Below are 14,365 nucleotides of genomic sequence, written 5' to 3'. Positions count from 1 at the left end.
CCCTGTGAACGCCTCATCGCGGCAACGCTCTCCCCGACCGTGACGCCACGTCAACACCACCGGTTCCACAGGCGATACGCGCGGGACCGCGGGCGGTACGCAGGCGGGGCCGGAGGAACCTGTCGTTCCTCCGGCCCCGCCGTGCTGCCTGGGCCCCGCCGGCCTCCGCGCGGGACCGGTCGTCCCTGGGGCTCAGGCGGTTCGTGGGTCCGCCGGTCAGTAGGCGGAGTCGACGTTGTCCATGGAGCCGTACTTGTCGGCCGCGTAGTTGCAGGCGGCGACGATGTTGGCGACCGGGTCGGTGATGGAGTCCTTCGTGCCCTTGACGTGGTAGGCGTCGAAGGTGGGCTGGATCGTCTGGAGCAGGCCCTTCGAGGGGATGCCGTTCTGGGCGTTCACGTCCCAGTTGTTCTGCGCGGTCGGGTTGCCGGACGACTCACGCATGATGTTGCGGTGCAGGCCCTCGTAGGTGCCCGGGATGTTCTTCGCGTCCATGACGTCCAGGGCGGTGCGGATCCAGCCGTCGAGGTCGTTGCCGTGCTTCTTCTTGCCGGCCTTGACGATGGCCTCGATCTTGTCGGTCTGGGCCTGGGTCTGCGCGGTGGATGCCTTGGCCGGCTCGGCGGCGTGCGCCGGGCTCGGGGCGAGGGTGAGGGTGACGGCGGCGGCGCCCGCGGCGGCGAGGGAGGCCACGGCGGACTTGCGAATGCTGGGGCGGCGCAGGGTGGCGTGCATGGGTGTACCTCTCCATTCGGGAACGTGATGGGGAGGCCGACGGGGGGTCGGCGACGCGGTGTCCGCGTTGGACGCGGCTTCGCGTCATCAGGGCCGGTGTCTGGATCAGACGGGCTCTTCCCGTCCGGTCCCGGCGCTCGGCTCCCCGGTACGCCGAACACATTGCGGAACGGTCGGGCGCCGCGACAAGTGTGTGACCTACTACGCCGCTTCGCAGACCGGCCGCCCGACTCGCCCGGACGGCCGACGATTACGCGGGCGAGCGCCTTCGGCGTCTACTAACCCCGGCCCCGTGTGACGTGGGCCCTGTGCGCGCCCTCACAGGGCCGGTAACCCGGCGGTCGCCTCTCGTCACCCTGCGGAGGCAGCTGCCTCACCCGGCGAGACGGCGGAGTCACCCTGCGGGGTCGCCTTGGAGGCCGGGGTCCCGGTACCACCGAGACGGGCGAGGCGCGGGGTGCGGATCGAGCGCCGCGACCACGCCGACCGAGCTCCACGCGTCGACTCCCGCACAAGCCACGCGGAGCCGAGCCGCGGCGTCGGCCCTCCTGTCGATGTCAGGCCACTGGCCGCCGAGCCCTGCCGTGCAGGGTCAGATAGAACGTCCGGAGCGATTCCTGGGAGCTCCCCGCCGCGAAGCAGTTCCGGACCTTGCCCAAGGGGTTCCACACCTGGCCGTCCGGCATGCATCCGGTATGCGCCCGTTGTCACCGCATCCGCGGTCCGGGGGCGCCGCCCGGCCAGGTGGCCCCCGATGCAGGGCTCCGAAGGCTCCCGGGGCCAGCGGCCACAGTGACGTGGCCGACTCGTTTTGGACCCGGCCGCGTAGTCGGAGGCCGCGACGCTCCCCGACTGTTCGCCCAGGAAGTAGCGCGAGTCGTTCGCGTTGGCCCGGTGATCACCGAGGAGGAACAGCCGACCCTCCGGAACGGTCACGTCGTACCGGGGTCCCGCCAGACCGAACTTGTCGCGCAGTACGTACGGTCGTCGATCTCCTCGCCGTTCGCTTCGTCGATGCGTTCCACGGTCAGTTGCCGACCCGGCCGACAAGTGGGCTGCATCGCATCGCCCGCGATTGTGATCCGCTCCCCGTCCAGGACGCCGGTTCGCGTGATCCCGGCGGCGGCTCCGAGCCCGCACGTTGCGGTTGCACGAACGTCCCTCCTCTTCTCTCGCTGCTCAACTGCCGGGGAGGGAGCGGCCCGGCTCGAACTCCGGGTCGAGGTTGTGGTGCGCGATACCGAACGGCTTGAATTCCTCATCAGCAAGCACCCGGTAGAGGAACTCAGAAGTAGACATGTCATAGGTGCGCCACTCGCCGACGTCACCTCGCACCAGAACGGAACAAACGCCAGGATTCTGCGCGTCCACGAGCCAGGCGTATTCATCGGCCCATTCGGTTGCCGCCCACACGATGACGCCCTTCTCTCCCGGAGAGTAAATCGGCTGCACGTCATCGCCTCCCTCTGCCTCGAGGGCGGCCCGCCACTGTGCGAGAAAATCGAAGGCGTGGGGGCCCGAGGGCCCGAAAAAGTAGACGCTCTCGCTGAAGGTGCCACCCCCGAAAGCCTCAAAGAGCTCCTTGTAGTCCGCGGGCAGCGGAACCTGCAATTCCCCCTCAACCGTCTCCCAGTCGACGGAGAGACCCAACGGCTCCCATCCGGTCAAGTCGATCAGCCACTGAACCCACATGGAAAACCTACCTCTCAGAAATGCGGGGTGCAGCCGGCCATCACTGATCGACAGCCGCCTGCACCCACTGCTACTGCTTCGATCCGGTGAACTGTCCTACGGCCGCGCCGAATGGGGCGCCGACGAGTCGCTCGTCGGCGCCCCGCCCTCCTACCTGGACGAGGTCGACGCGGTCTTCGTCCACCACACGGCGGGCACGAACGCCTACGACTGCGCCGACTCGCCGGCCGTCATCCGGGCCATCCTCACGTACCACGTGAAGGCCAACGGCTGGAACGACATCGGCTACAACTTCTTCGTCGACAAGTGCGGCACGGTCTTCGAGGGCCGGGCGGGCGGCGCCGACAAGCCGGTCCGCGGCGCCCACACCTACGGCTTCAACGGCTACTCGGCCGGTGTCGCACTCCTCGGCGACCACGAGAACGGCGGCACCCCCGGCACCGCCGCGAGGCGGGCCGTCCCGCACGGCTGCGGGCGCCTCACGCTTCACCACCCCATAGGTCGACACGCCCCCTGTGGCCCAGCCGCATCCTCCTCCCTGCGTGAGGAGGATGCGGCTGAACCTCACCCGCTGCAGCAGGCGTGCCGTGCCTCCTCCACATAGGTGTGCCCGTGCCACCAGAACGCGTCGTTGGCCGGGTGTTCGGGTACCGGGGGCAGCACGGTGCTGCTCCCGTCCGGCTTGCGGAGGCCGGCGGCCGGGGGTTCGGCGAACGGCCGCATCAGGGAGTCGACGGTGTGGGCGATGCCGGACACGAGGACCTGTTCGACGTTGGCGGCGTCCTTGATGTCGGTGAGTGGGTCACCGTCGACGACGGCGAGGTCGGCGTACATGCCGGGGGCGATCCGGCCCAGGTCCTCGTGCAGGGTCTCGCCCGCCAGGCCGGTCGCGGTCGTCAGCGCCTCGTACGGGGTGAACCCGTAGGTGACCATGGCACGCAGGTTCATGTGCAGGCTGACTGCCGCGTGGTCGATCGGGGCGTCGGTGCCGGCGACGACCCGGCCTCCCCGGCGGAAGAGGTCGAGGGCCTGGCGGACCTGCGCCCGGAGGTTCTCCCGCCGTGCGGTCTGGTCGGTCCGGCTCGCGGCGTCGGCGCTCTCCTGGAGGGCGGCCAACCGCCACGGCGGATTGAGCGTCCGTACCCGGCGGTCCTCGACCAGGGACTTGTCCTCCCGGTACAGCGTGGTCGAGCCGAAGAGGGTCGGTGTGCGGGCCATGTCGGAGGCCACGAAGAGGTCGGTGACGTCCGGGTAGCCCGTTCCGAGCGGTGTCACGGTGCGCGAGTAGCCGAAGCGGTTGGTCGCGCCCGTGTGTTCCATCCCGTCGCCGCCGAGGGCCGTGGCCGGGTAGTGGTAGTGCGAGGTGGCGGGGATGCCGACGCCGTGCGCGAAGGCGATCACCCGCTCGTGCCAGGCCACCGGCAGGCGGACGTAGCACTTCATGAGGTCGTACTCCAGGGCCTCGGCGCGCTCCAGTTCCAGCTTCAGTTGGGCGTCGGTGAACGTGGGGCGCATGAAGTTGTAGTAGATGCGCGGCCCGTCGACCGCCTCGCCCGTCGCGAAGTACCTGGGCGCGATCCGGGCCCCGGACCGGGTGGCCTCCCGCTCCTCGACCATGTGGTAGGCGGGGCTCCCCGGGGACCTCGTGGTGGTGACGCCCAGGGAGAGCCAGAGCCGTCCCTGCCGGTCGCCGTAGGCGTAGCCCTGCATCTCCCGGTGGTGGTGCATGTCGACGAGTCCGGGCATCACCAGCCGGTCGCGCGCGTCGACGCGCCTGCCCGCCCGGCCGTCGGCGTGCGGCTCCACGGCCCTGATCCGGTGCCCTTCGACGACGATGTCGACGTCGCGCCGGATCTCCCGGCGCACTCCGTCCCACATCCGGCCCGCGTGGACGACGGTGCGCGCCGGTGGCCGCACGGCGGTCCAGGTCAGTGGCACGGCGACCGTACGAGGGCGCCCGCCCTGTGCCGGTACGAGGCGGAGCCTGCCGTTGTTGAGGTAGAGGAGGTGTTTCGAGTCGCCGCTCCAGGACGGGGCGTCGGTCACCTCGTCGGTGAGCTGCCGGGGCTCACCGTCCGGCGTTCCGTCCGCGGCGACGTCCACGGTGTACAGGACGCTGGCGACCGCGAACGCCATGCGCCTGCCGTCGGGGGACCAGACCGGTCCGTCGTCTCCTCGGGTCTGGATCGAGCGGCCGGGCACGGCCTCGACGTATCTGCCCCGCCCGGTGGTCCTGTCGACGAGCAGGATCTGGCTCAGCCCCTCGCGGAACCTGGCCGAGTACGGCTTCACCGCCGCCAGGGCGATCGTCCTGCCGTCGGGCGACCAGGTGGGTCTTCCTGGCTCGAATGTCGCGGTGAAGACCTGACGCACGTCGCCGCTCGCCGCGTCGGCGGTCCACAGCGCGCCGTCCTGGTCCAGGAAGGCGAGCTCCTTTCCGTCGGGCGACCATGCCGCCGAGACCGCCGCCCTGGTGCCGAGGTCGGTCAGTTGCCGGTCCCGGCCGGTGTCGAGGTCCCTGATCCAGATGTCGAGTGTTCCGCCGCGGTCCGTGGAGTAGGCGAGCAGCTTGCCGTCGGGCGACCAGGCGGGGTCGCACTTCCACCAGTGGTCGCGGGTCAACGGCCGTGGCGCGCGGCCGATCCTCATGACGTAGATGTCGTTGAGCGCGCGGAAGGCGACGTGTTCCCCGTCGGGGGACAGCACCGGGCTGCCGATGCCGCGCACGGGCCGCGGCCCGGTGCTCTCGAAGTCGGACCGGCGTCTGGTGTACCTCGGTCTGCGGGTCGTCACGGCGGCGGAGAAGCCGATGGTCCGGGTGCCCGGGCCGTGGAGCGACCGCACGTGGATGCGGCCGTCCGCGGTGTAGAGGAAGCGTTCGCGATCCAGCCACGACACCCGGAACGGGAAGGTCTCCTGGTCCTCCACCAGGGGCGTGTCACCGGTCATCAGCCGGCACCGCCCGTCGTGGGTCAGGTGGTGGACCAGCGCGGCGCCGTCCGGGGTCCATTCCGGCTGGTGGATCACCTGGCCCGCGGGCACGGTGAGGCGGGTGCCGCGTCGGCCGGTGGTGCGGTCCACGACGTCGATACGGGTGTTGTCCACGACGAAGGCCACCTGGTCGCCGTCCGGCGACCAGGCCGGCTCGTACTCCTCGCCCGAGCCGTCGGCGAGCACGTCGATCCGTCCGCTGCCGACGTCGTACGTCTGGATCGCGTAACTGCCCGACGCGTCGCCCGAGAAGACGATCGTGCGCCCGTCCGGCGACCAGCGGGGCTCCCGGTGGTCGAAGGGGCCCTCGGTCAAACGGCGCAGTCCGCCCCCGTCGGGCCGTACGGTCCAGAGGTTGAAGACGCCGTCACGGTAGGACTGGAAGACCAGCCGGCTGCCGTCCGGCGACCAGTCGGGCTGCGCGATGTCGAACAGGTCGCTGGTCAGCCGCCGCGCGGGCCCGCCGGACGCCGGCATCACCCACAGCACCCCGAGCAGGTCGTGGGCGATCCACCGGCCGTCGGGCGAGAGCCGTGCCCCGAACGTGGTGCCCGTGCCCAGCCGCAGGTCGCCCGTACCGCCGGTGCGGGGACCGGCCGCGACGGCGCTCGGCCCGGCCAAGGACGTCAGCGCCACCGCGGCGCCGGCGCCGGCCAGGAAGCCGCGCCGGGACACCGGTGACGTCCTCGCCCGTGGGCCGGACTCGGCTTCCTCCGGTAATGCCTCGGAAAACGCTTCGCTCACAGCACGTCCCTTCAGCCGTACGGGGCCCCACCATCGGACGCCTCCGCATCCTTCATGAGTTGCCATGCCCGGTCGAGGAGTGTTCCAGCGAAGTTCCGCCGATGGGACTCGCGCAGGCACGAACCGCTGATGCGCGGTCAGGCACTACTCGCGGTCACGCACTACTCCCGCCCGGCCGGTTCGCCCCTTGGCGGTGGTTGCGTGTCCCGTCGGGCGGCCGGGCGGAGCAGGACCAGCAGGGCGATCAGCGCGGCCGCCCCGGCCAGGGTCAGCAGGAGCACCCGGTCGGACACCGCCGCGCCGATGTCGGACAGCCGTTCCTCCAGGGCGAACTCGGTGTCGGTGCTCAGCACCGACGGCAGTGCCGAGGTGCCGTCGAAGGCCAGGAACGCCACCCCGAGCGCGACGAAGAACAGGCCGCCGAGGAGCGAGGTGCTGTGCAGCGTCACCGGGCCCACCCGGAACGTCCGGCCCCGCAGCCAGCGCCTGCGGCCCAGGTCGAACCGGTCCCAGAGCAAGGCCAGTACGAACATCGGGACCGCCATCCCCAGCGCGTAGACGGCGAGCAGCACCCCGCCGTGCAGGGGGTCGCCGTCCACGGCGGCCACGGTCAGGACGGAGCCGAGGATCGGTCCCGCGCAGAATCCCGCCAGCCCGTACACCGCGCCCAGGGCGAACACCGACAGCGCCGAACCGGAACGGCGCCCGCCCGCGGCCTGCGCCATCCGGCGGGAGCCGAAGCCCAGCCCGGTGATCTGGGCCACGCCCAGGGCGGTGACCGTCCAGCCGCCCGCGGTCACCAGGGTGTCCCGGTGGCCGTAGAAGAGGCGGCTGGCGAAGGAGCCGGCCACGCCGAGCGGTACGAGCGTCGTGCACAGCCCTGCGTAGAACAGGCCGGTGCGGGCCACCAGTCGGGTGCGGCTGGTGAAGGAGTAGGCGAAGAAGGCGGGCAGCAGCAGGGCGCTGCACGGACTGAGCAGGGCCAGCAGTCCGCCGAGGAAGGCCATCGCCAGGCCGACATCGCTCATCGTCCGGCCGCCTTCGCCGCCTGCGCCGCCGTCTCGACGGCCGACTTGAAGGTGTCCGCGGGCTGGGCGCCCAGGATCGGCTTGCCGTTGACCAGGAACGCCGGGGTGCTGGTCACGCCGAGGTTGTAGCCCTCTTCCTGGTCCTTGAGCACGGCGCCGCGGGCCTGGTCGGAGGCCATGTCGGCCTGGAAGCGCTCGATGTCGGCGACTCCCGCCGCACGGGCCATGGCGACGAGGTGCTCGGCGTCGAACGCGCCGCTGTTGCGTTCGCGCGGCTTGCTGTAGGCGACTTCGTGGAACTCCCAGAACTTGTCCTGCTGCCCCGCAGCCCAGCCGGCGAGCGCGGCCTGCTCGGACTCCTCGCCGAAAATGGGGAAGTTGCGCCATTCGATGCGCAGGATCCCCTTCTCCACGTACGAGCGCAGCAGTTCGGGCTCTGTCGAGCGGGCGAATTGGCCGCAGAACGGGCACTGGAAGTCGGAGTACTCGATCAGGACGACCGGGGCGTCGGCGGGTCCGACCGCCAGGGGGTCGGACGTGTCGCGGCGGGCGAGGGCGAGCAGGCTCTCGTCGGCGGGCGCGGGGTCGGCGGAGCCGGTGACGGCCGCGGGTTCGCCGGCCTTCTCGTTGCGGTCGCCCGAGTCGTCGAGCGTGAGGGCGAACGCCGCGGTGACCGCGGCGGCGGCGAGCACCGCCACGGCGCCGACGGTCCGCCTGCGGTTGCGGCGGGCGGCGTTCGAGGACGGGGACGTGGACGTGGAAGGGGTGGATCCGGTCATGGGGTACCTCAGTCGGTCGAGGAGGAAAAGAGAAAGAGGGAGGGTGGAGAGGGAGGGAAGGGTGGGCGAACCGGGCCGCGGGTCAGGCGGAGGGCGTGACCGGGCACTCGGTCTCGGAGGAGAGGCGTCGCAGCGCGGCCTCCGCCAGCAGCCCCGCCGACAGGACGGCCAGCAGCGGCTGCAGCGGAGCCCAGTAGCTCAGGGCGCCGGAGGCTCCGAGGAGCACGAGGACGAGTTTGTTGCAGACCGGGCAGCCGACGGCGAAGAAGGACAGCACCCCGCCGATCGCCCCGAGACGGCCGCCGTCGGCGGCGGGCGGCTCCGGAGCGCAGGACGAGGGCCGCGGCACGGCGGTCCGGCGCACGTAGGTGCTCAGGACGATGCCGGCCAGGGCGGCCGTGACGGCCAGGGCCGGGTAGTTCCACCACTGCACAGGGACGGACCGGCCGAAGAGCGGATTGGGCACCACGTCGGTGGGCGCGCCGACCAGGACCGCCGTGGCCAGCGCACCCGCGCCCGCCACGGTCCACTGTCCGGACCGCCAAGCACGCAGTGCCGTACCCGCCCGCCGCCAGGAGCGCGGGGATGAGGACATGCCGAAGAACTCCGTTTCCGAGGATTCAGGGACGCGGCCGACGGGCCGGTCTAGATCCGCAGAACGGAGTGGAGGGTGGACGGGGGCGGATCCGGGCCGCCCGCCGCCGCGCCGGAGTGCTGGGGCACGAGAGGCGCCGGTTCGGTGTGCGGTGACAGGGCGCGGGGCAACGGGGCGGACGGCGGAGGATTCTCGGCCCGCTGCACGCTGTGGTCGCCGATCGCCTTCTTGCGGCAGGGTGCCTCCGCACCGTCCGACGGTTCGGCGACAGCGACAGCGGTGGCGACTGCGACGGATGCCCGCTCCGCGGTGGACGGCGGCGTGACCGGTCCTCCGCGCTCCGCGTGCCCGAAGACGCACAGCAGCGCCACCACGGCCACGAGCAGGCCCAGCACACCGCGCAGGAGGGCTTGCGCCCGCCCCGGTGCCGCTCGCTTCATCGCCGCTCCCGCGCTGTTCGTGGTCCCGGCCAGCCTAGGACACGCGTCCGCGTGTGTGGCCGCCCAGGGGCGCATCCGATCGGCGCCGCGTCGGACACCCTTCGAAAGATCACCCGGACGCGCCGTCGAACGGCGCGTTTTCCCCCGTTCGCGCCGTCTCTGACGTTTTTCGTACAGGACCGCGACCGAACCGGTGTGAATTCGAGATTGGGTAAGTATCGCAGAAATCGTTCACTCGACTGCCGCGCATCCGACGGAGTAGGCAGACGTTACTTCGGATATGACCGAGGAACACGGGGAATTGACGGCGCTTGGCCCGTACACCTACAGGCCCGGCAGAGATCACTGTCCGTCACCGAGCGACGGAACTCTGACCAGAGGCGGCCATCCCGTCCCGCTCCGGGTGACCGAACCCGTGCTGCAGCGCTTCCTCGATGTCATGGCCGAGCTGGAGACCGGTCTCGCCGAGCGGTGGGGCCGGACACAGGGCTCCCTGACGTACACCCGGGCGGAGTGACCGGCACCTCGTGTACGAAGAACACACTCATCCCCACATGCCGTACGGCGAAGGGCCGTTCCGCACCACGGGCACCGGCAGGCACCGTGCGCCCGAGGCGGCCTTCCAGGAGACCCTGGTTCCCCCCGAACCCGGTTGGGACCCGGCCGAGGAGCTCGCGTTCCTGCTTCAGGACGCGATGGAGCCACGGACCGGCGCCCCCTCCGTGACGGACACCTCGGCGCTCGCACCCGCCCCGGGCACACCGCTGAGCAATCTGCAGGAGATCACGGCGGAGCTGCCCCCGTTGAGGGAGTCCCCGACGAGTCACCGCAGGGTCCGCAGAGGGAGAAAGGTGAGCCGGCTGCGCGCCGCGAGCCTGTTCGTCGCCGCGCTCGCCGCGGTCATCGCGGCCTCCGTGAGCCTGTTCGGCGGCATGGTGGCGTACGAGCCGTTGCGGCTGGCCGCCGTGACCCGCACTCGCGGCAGCGTCGTGTCCTGGTGGCCGCTGCTGGTCTACGGGCCCTGGCTGGTGGCCTCGCTCGCGGTGCTGCGGGCCGCGCTGCACCAGCGCCGCGCGGTGCACTCCTGGGCCGTCGTCCTGCTGTTCTCGGCCATCGCGATGCTGCTGTGCATCGCGGAGGCGCCCAGAACCGTCAGCGACGCCGCGGCGGCCGCGCTGCCCGGTCTGGCCTCGCTGGTCTGCTTCCAGCAGATCGTCCGGCAGATCACGCTCACCCGTCCGCCCCAACGTACGGTGCCGCGTCACCGGCAACGCGCCGCAGTCACTCCGGGTGACGATCCGGCGGGCAAGGCGGCCGCCGATCCGGTGTCGCTCCCGCAGCAGCGGCAGAATGCCGTACGTTCGCCGAGGCCCGGCACGGGCCCCGGGAAACGGATCTGACCCGGAGCGGAACGAGACGGTCGGAATCGGGTTCCATTCCCGCCGCAACACGGCCGCAACACGCAGGGAAATGGGAATTGGAATGCGGAATTCGTTGCGGGCCGTGCCCGGGGTCAGGCCGCCGTCAGTGTCACGTCCTGCGCCTGACGGGCGTGGAAGCTCGGGAGCGGCACGATGCCCATCGGGCGCAGCTCCATCAGGGTGGCCTCGACGTGGGCCGCGCCGGGCTTGAGGACGACCGTGTCGGGCGTGCCGGTGTTGACCCAGCGGTGCTCCAGGCCGTCGCAGACCGCGCGGGTGCCGCCGACGCCGTAGCGGACGGACGGGTCGCTCTGGCTCACGGTGGAGCTGACGTAGACCGGTCCGGTGCCGCCGGTGCAGCGGTAGGTGCCGGAGAGGGTGATGCTGCCGTCGGCGGCGACGCGGCCGGTCGGGTCGACGGTCACCGACTCCGCGACGAGGCGGGCGTCGTGGGGTGCGGCCGTGGCGACGGGTGCGGCGAGCAGGAGCAGGGCGGCGCCGGTGGCGGTGGCGAGGGCGGCGGGTCGTACGGGCATGGGAACCTCCAGGGGGTGCGGAATGAGGGGTTCCACTGGTACCGGGCGGAGGGGCCGACGGCAGTGACCGTCACCCCTTCGGTGGCGAGTCCGCGTCGGCCGTCGTGGAACCGTCGCCGAGGTGTCCGGGTGTTGTCACGCTTGCCGCCGGGGACTTGGCGATGAGTTCCCGGCCGGCGCACGGTCGGTACATGCGACGGTCCCGACGACGGGACGGTCTCCCGACGTGGAGGTGCGCCATGTGTACCCACCGGCCTTCCTGCCCCGCAGCCGAGTCCACCGCGGCCGAGTCTCCCGAGGCGCGCGTCGTCATCGCGCACGTCGTCGCCGCCCACCCGGAGCAGGGGTGGAACCTGCTGTGCGACGGCACGGTCGTCTTCGACGACTCCGGCGAGCTGCTCCCCGACGGCCGTGTGGTCGCCCCGCGCCGGACGCCCGCCGGGCGCCTGGCGATGGCCGCCTGAGGGACTCCGGTCCGGCTCAGTCCTTCTCGGCGGCGGACTCCGCGACGAACTCCCGCAGCAGGGAGGCGAGCAGCTCCGGCTGGTCCTCGGGGATCAGCGTCCGGGTGTCCTCGACCTCCACCAGCCGCCCCTGCGGGAGGAGTTCGGCCAGGCGCCGGCCGTGGGCGCGGGGCATCATCAGGTCCTCGGTCGCCCAGACGACGAGCGCGGGCCGGTCGAACCTCCGCAGTCCCTGGGCGGCTTCGAGCAGTTCGTCGCGGCGGACGTGGGTGCCGTAGTGGCGGAAGTCGCGCCGGATCGCCGGGTCGGTGCGCAGCGGGCGCAGCCAGTCGTCGACGACCGCGTCCGGCACGGGCCGTTTGGTGAGCGCGCCGATGCCGACGGGCAGGCGGCGCAGCGGTTTCAGGCCCAGGGTGCGGACCAGCAGGGACACGCCGCCGGGGACCCGGCAGGCGACGCCGATCATTTTGCCGGGCAGTCCCGGCGGGTAGTTGTCGAATGCCTCGCACGCGACGAGCGCCAGCCGCGCGAGCCGCTCCGGATGCCGGGCGGCCACCGTCTGGGCACGCCCGCAGTCGTTCTCGACGAGGGTGACGTCCCTCAGGTCGAGGCGGTCGAGGAACTCGGCGATCAGTTCGTTGACCAGGTCGGGCGTGGGTGGCCGGCGCATCGGGCGGCGGTGGGCGCCGTAGGGCAGGGTGGGCGCGATCACCCGGTGGTCGGCGCGCAGGTCGGCGACGACGCCGCGCCAGACGGTCGCGTCGTGGACCAGGCCGTGCAGGAGGACGACGACCGGGCCGTCCCCGCCGGTGTCCTCGTACTCGATGGTTCCCGCGCTCAGTTCGATGTCCGGCATGCCGGAATGGTAGGGGCCACGGGTCCGCTACGGCAGTACGGCGAAGCCGTCGAGTTCCACCAACGCCCGTTCGTCCCAGAGTCGTACGACCTCCACGACGGCCATCGCCGGGTAGTCGCGGCCGGCCAGCTCGCGCCAGGTGCGGCCGAGTTCGGCGGCGTGGGTGCGGTAGGCGGCGACGTCGGTGGCGTAGACGGTGACGCGGGCGAGGTCCGCGGGGGTGCCGCCGGCGGCGCACAGGGCGGTGAGGAGGTTGGTGAGGGCCTGCTCGAACTGGGCGGGGAGGGTGTCGCCGGTGACCTTGCCTCCGGTGTCGAGGGCGGTCTGCCCGGCCAGGAACACGACGCGGGTGCCGGTGGCGACGACGGCGTGGGAGAAGCCGGTGGGCGGGGACAGTTCGGGTGGGTTGACCCGTTCGGCGGTCATTGTCCGGCCTCCTCGGTCGTGGCGTCCTGCGTGCGGTGGGTCCGGCGGGTCCGGTGCGTCGGGTGCGTCGGGTGCGTCGGGTGCGTCCGGTACAGCTCCTTGGCGACGATGCCGCGCTGCACCTCGCTCGCGCCCTCGTAGATGCGCGGGGCGCGCACCTCTCGGTAGAGGTGTTCGAGGAGGTGTCCGCGGCGCAGGGCGCCGGCGCCGTGCAGCTGGACGGCCTTGTCGACGACGTACTGGGCGGTCTCGGTGGCGAGGAGTTTCGCCATCGCGGCGCGCTGCGGGACGTCCGGGGCGCCCGCGTCGTACGCCGTCGCCGCCGCGTACACCATCAGCCGGGCCGCCTCGGTGCGCAGGGCCATCTCGGCGACCTGGTGGGAGACGGCCTGGAGGTCGCGCAGCTTGCCGCCGAAGGCCTCGCGGGCGGCGGTGTGCGCGAGGGTCGCGTCCAGGGCGGCCTGTGCCATGCCGACGGCGAAGGCGCCGACGCTGGGGCGGAACAGGTTGAGGGTGTCCATGGCGACCCGGAAGCCGCGGTCCGGTTCACCGAGCACGTCGTCCGTGGTGACGGGCACGGCGTCGAAGGCGAGCGCGCCGATGGGGTGCGGCGAGAGCATGTCCAGCGGGGTGCCGGTGAGGCCGGGGCGGTCGGCGGGCACCAGGAAGGCGGTGACGCCGCGGGAACCGGCACCGGGGGTGGTGCGGGCGAACACGGTGTAGAAGTCGGCCTCGGGGGCGTTGGAGATCCAGCACTTCTCACCGGTGAGCCGCCAGGCGGAGGCTCCATCGGTCTCGGCGGCCAGGGGGGCGGGGGCCGCCCCGGGGCCGGACTCGCGCCCCACCGCGGCCCGCCCGCCGCCGGTGCGCCCCGCCGAGCCGGCGGACGCCCCGTCCCCGGCACGTCGCCCGGCGGCCTGCGCGCCGTGACGGACGGCGGCCGCCGCGGCGCCAGGTGCCGCGCCCTCGGGGCCTCCTGCCTGCCCGGCGCCGAACCGCCCGGCATCCGGCCCGGACCGCGCGGCGACGGAACCTCCGGCGTCGCGCGCCCCGACCGGCCCGTCGGCGGGCCGCCCGCCGTAGCGGGGTCCGGCCCGCACGGCGGTGCGCGGCCCGGCGTCCGGCGAGGGCGGGCCGGTCTTTCCACCGCGACCGGCGGCGTCCCACCCGGCGTCCGGTGCGTCCCCCGCCTCCGGTTCGGCGCGCAGGGACAGCGCTGCCGCGTCCGAGCCCGCGTCGGGCTCGCTGAGGGCGAAGGCGGCCACCGCGGTGCCGTCGCTCACGCGGGGAAGCCAGCGGGCGCGCTGGGACTCGGTGCCGTGGGCGTGCACGGGGTGGGCGCCGAGGCCCTGGAGGGCGAGCGCGGTCTCGGCCTCCGTGCAGGCGTGGGCGAGCGACTCGCGCATCAGGCACAGGTCGAGCGCGCCCGAGGTGAACAGGCGGGGCAGCAGGCCGAGGGCGCCCAGCTCGGCGACCAGGGCGCGGTTGACCCGGCCCGGTTCGCCCATCTCCGCGAGTGGGCGCAGCCGTTCGGCGGCGAGGGCGCGCAGCTCGTCGCACCAGGTGAGTTGTGCCGGTTCGAGCGAGAATGCGGTCATCGCCGGTCCCTTCCGCCGCTCCCCGGCCCGTCGGACGGGCCACTGGGCCACGGCCGAGGC

15 protein-coding genes are annotated in these 14,365 nt (G+C 72.5%); 3 read left to right on the top strand and 12 right to left on the bottom strand.

Annotated features, from left to right (window positions below):
• Positions 1–216 precede the first annotated feature (216 nt).
• The 3 genes from IE258_RS25720 to IE258_RS25715 form a co-directional block, all read right to left on the bottom strand.
• Positions 217–735 (bottom strand): transglycosylase SLT domain-containing protein, encoded by a 519-nt coding sequence (locus tag IE258_RS25720; protein WP_189747193.1) that lies wholly within the window; start codon positions 733–735, stop codon positions 217–219.
• Between the two features lie 351 nt (positions 736–1,086).
• Positions 1,087–1,671, bottom strand: coding sequence for a S26 family signal peptidase (locus tag IE258_RS42085; RefSeq protein WP_373309929.1), 585 nt, complete (start codon positions 1,669–1,671; stop codon positions 1,087–1,089).
• A gap of 243 nt (positions 1,672–1,914) precedes the next feature.
• Positions 1,915–2,427 (bottom strand): SMI1/KNR4 family protein, encoded by a 513-nt coding sequence (locus IE258_RS25715; RefSeq protein ID WP_189747191.1) that lies wholly within the window; start codon positions 2,425–2,427, stop codon positions 1,915–1,917.
• Between IE258_RS25715 and IE258_RS25710 the strand changes: the two genes are divergently transcribed.
• A complete protein-coding gene (locus tag IE258_RS25710; protein WP_373309928.1) occupies positions 2,426–3,031 on the top strand; it encodes an N-acetylmuramoyl-L-alanine amidase in 606 nt (201 codons plus the stop codon). The genes IE258_RS25715 and IE258_RS25710 overlap by 2 nt on opposite strands.
• Here IE258_RS25710 and IE258_RS25705 read toward each other — a convergent pair.
• The 5 genes from IE258_RS25705 to IE258_RS25685 all read right to left on the bottom strand — a co-directional run bounded on the left by IE258_RS25705 (position 2,992) and on the right by IE258_RS25685 (position 9,004).
• Positions 2,992–6,162 (bottom strand): amidohydrolase family protein, encoded by a 3,171-nt coding sequence (locus IE258_RS25705; protein WP_229892415.1) that lies wholly within the window; start codon positions 6,160–6,162, stop codon positions 2,992–2,994. The two genes, IE258_RS25710 and IE258_RS25705, sit on opposite strands and share 40 nt — an antisense overlap.
• 161 nt (positions 6,163–6,323) lie before the next feature.
• On the bottom strand, positions 6,324–7,190 hold the full coding sequence (locus IE258_RS25700) for a cytochrome c biogenesis CcdA family protein (RefSeq protein WP_189747186.1): 867 nt from the start codon (positions 7,188–7,190) through the stop codon (positions 6,324–6,326).
• Positions 7,187–7,969: a DsbA family protein gene (locus IE258_RS25695; RefSeq protein WP_189747184.1), complete on the bottom strand. Its 783-nt coding sequence runs from the start codon at positions 7,967–7,969 to the stop codon at positions 7,187–7,189. The genes IE258_RS25700 and IE258_RS25695 overlap by 4 nt, the downstream gene beginning before the upstream one ends.
• An 82-nt stretch (positions 7,970–8,051) precedes the next feature.
• Positions 8,052–8,564, bottom strand: a complete 513-nt coding sequence (locus tag IE258_RS25690; RefSeq protein ID WP_189747182.1) for a hypothetical protein — start codon at positions 8,562–8,564, stop codon at positions 8,052–8,054.
• Between the two features lie 50 nt (positions 8,565–8,614).
• On the bottom strand, positions 8,615–9,004 hold the full coding sequence (locus IE258_RS25685; RefSeq protein ID WP_189747180.1) for a hypothetical protein: 390 nt from the start codon (positions 9,002–9,004) through the stop codon (positions 8,615–8,617).
• Positions 9,005–9,558: 554 nt separating this feature from the next.
• Between IE258_RS25685 and IE258_RS25675 the strand changes: the two genes are divergently transcribed.
• Positions 9,559–10,404, top strand: coding sequence for a hypothetical protein (locus IE258_RS25675; RefSeq protein WP_189747178.1), 846 nt, complete (start codon positions 9,559–9,561; stop codon positions 10,402–10,404).
• Positions 10,405–10,517: 113 nt separating this feature from the next.
• On the opposite strand, the gene IE258_RS25670 is transcribed toward IE258_RS25675, so the two are convergent.
• Positions 10,518–10,961, bottom strand: coding sequence for a DUF6299 family protein (locus IE258_RS25670; protein ID WP_189747176.1), 444 nt, complete (start codon positions 10,959–10,961; stop codon positions 10,518–10,520).
• 239 nt (positions 10,962–11,200) lie between these two features.
• Here IE258_RS25670 and IE258_RS25665 point away from each other — a divergent pair, with 239 nt between their 5' ends.
• Positions 11,201–11,425, top strand: a complete 225-nt coding sequence (locus IE258_RS25665; RefSeq protein WP_189747174.1) for a DUF5999 family protein — start codon at positions 11,201–11,203, stop codon at positions 11,423–11,425.
• Positions 11,426–11,441: 16 nt separating this feature from the next.
• On the opposite strand, the gene IE258_RS25660 is transcribed toward IE258_RS25665, so the two are convergent.
• From IE258_RS25660 to IE258_RS41340, 3 genes are read right to left on the bottom strand one after another with little or no spacing between them, the layout of a single operon-like run.
• A complete protein-coding gene (locus IE258_RS25660) occupies positions 11,442–12,281 on the bottom strand; it encodes an alpha/beta fold hydrolase (protein WP_189747172.1) in 840 nt (279 codons plus the stop codon).
• A gap of 27 nt (positions 12,282–12,308) precedes the next feature.
• Positions 12,309–12,707 carry a RidA family protein gene (locus tag IE258_RS25655; protein ID WP_189747170.1) on the bottom strand — a complete coding sequence of 133 codons (399 nt, stop codon included), beginning with the start codon at positions 12,705–12,707 and terminating at the stop codon, positions 12,309–12,311.
• A complete protein-coding gene (locus tag IE258_RS41340; protein ID WP_229892413.1) occupies positions 12,704–14,305 on the bottom strand; it encodes an acyl-CoA dehydrogenase family protein in 1,602 nt (533 codons plus the stop codon). Before IE258_RS41340 ends, IE258_RS25655 begins: the two co-directional genes overlap by 4 nt.
• Positions 14,306–14,365 lie beyond the last annotated feature (60 nt).

The sequence above is a fragment of the Streptomyces tendae genome (assembly GCF_014650435.1).
Classification (GTDB): domain Bacteria; phylum Actinomycetota; class Actinomycetes; order Streptomycetales; family Streptomycetaceae; genus Streptomyces; species Streptomyces tendae.
This window is presented reverse-complemented; position numbering and strand designations above follow the sequence as displayed.

What these genes read in the sequence shown, in the direction of transcription:
- IE258_RS25720 (WP_189747193.1), bottom strand. Translation starts at nt 735, where the DNA reads ATGCACGCCACCCTGCGCCGCCCCAGCATTCGCAAGTCCGCCGTGGCC.
- IE258_RS25710 (WP_373309928.1), top strand. Translation starts at nt 2,426, where the DNA reads ATGGAAAACCTACCTCTCAGAAATGCGGGGTGCAGCCGGCCATCACTG.
- IE258_RS25715 (WP_189747191.1), bottom strand. Translation starts at nt 2,427, where the DNA reads ATGTGGGTTCAGTGGCTGATCGACTTGACCGGATGGGAGCCGTTGGGT.
- IE258_RS25700 (WP_189747186.1), bottom strand. Translation starts at nt 7,190, where the DNA reads ATGAGCGATGTCGGCCTGGCGATGGCCTTCCTCGGCGGACTGCTGGCC.
- IE258_RS25695 (WP_189747184.1), bottom strand. Translation starts at nt 7,969, where the DNA reads ATGACCGGATCCACCCCTTCCACGTCCACGTCCCCGTCCTCGAACGCC.
- IE258_RS25690 (WP_189747182.1), bottom strand. Translation starts at nt 8,564, where the DNA reads ATGTCCTCATCCCCGCGCTCCTGGCGGCGGGCGGGTACGGCACTGCGT.
- IE258_RS25685 (WP_189747180.1), bottom strand. Translation starts at nt 9,004, where the DNA reads ATGAAGCGAGCGGCACCGGGGCGGGCGCAAGCCCTCCTGCGCGGTGTG.
- IE258_RS25675 (WP_189747178.1), top strand. Translation starts at nt 9,559, where the DNA reads ATGCCGTACGGCGAAGGGCCGTTCCGCACCACGGGCACCGGCAGGCAC.
- IE258_RS25670 (WP_189747176.1), bottom strand. Translation starts at nt 10,961, where the DNA reads ATGCCCGTACGACCCGCCGCCCTCGCCACCGCCACCGGCGCCGCCCTG.
- IE258_RS25665 (WP_189747174.1), top strand. Translation starts at nt 11,201, where the DNA reads ATGTGTACCCACCGGCCTTCCTGCCCCGCAGCCGAGTCCACCGCGGCC.
- IE258_RS25660 (WP_189747172.1), bottom strand. Translation starts at nt 12,281, where the DNA reads ATGCCGGACATCGAACTGAGCGCGGGAACCATCGAGTACGAGGACACC.
- IE258_RS25655 (WP_189747170.1), bottom strand. Translation starts at nt 12,707, where the DNA reads ATGACCGCCGAACGGGTCAACCCACCCGAACTGTCCCCGCCCACCGGC.
- IE258_RS41340 (WP_229892413.1), bottom strand. Translation starts at nt 14,305, where the DNA reads ATGACCGCATTCTCGCTCGAACCGGCACAACTCACCTGGTGCGACGAG.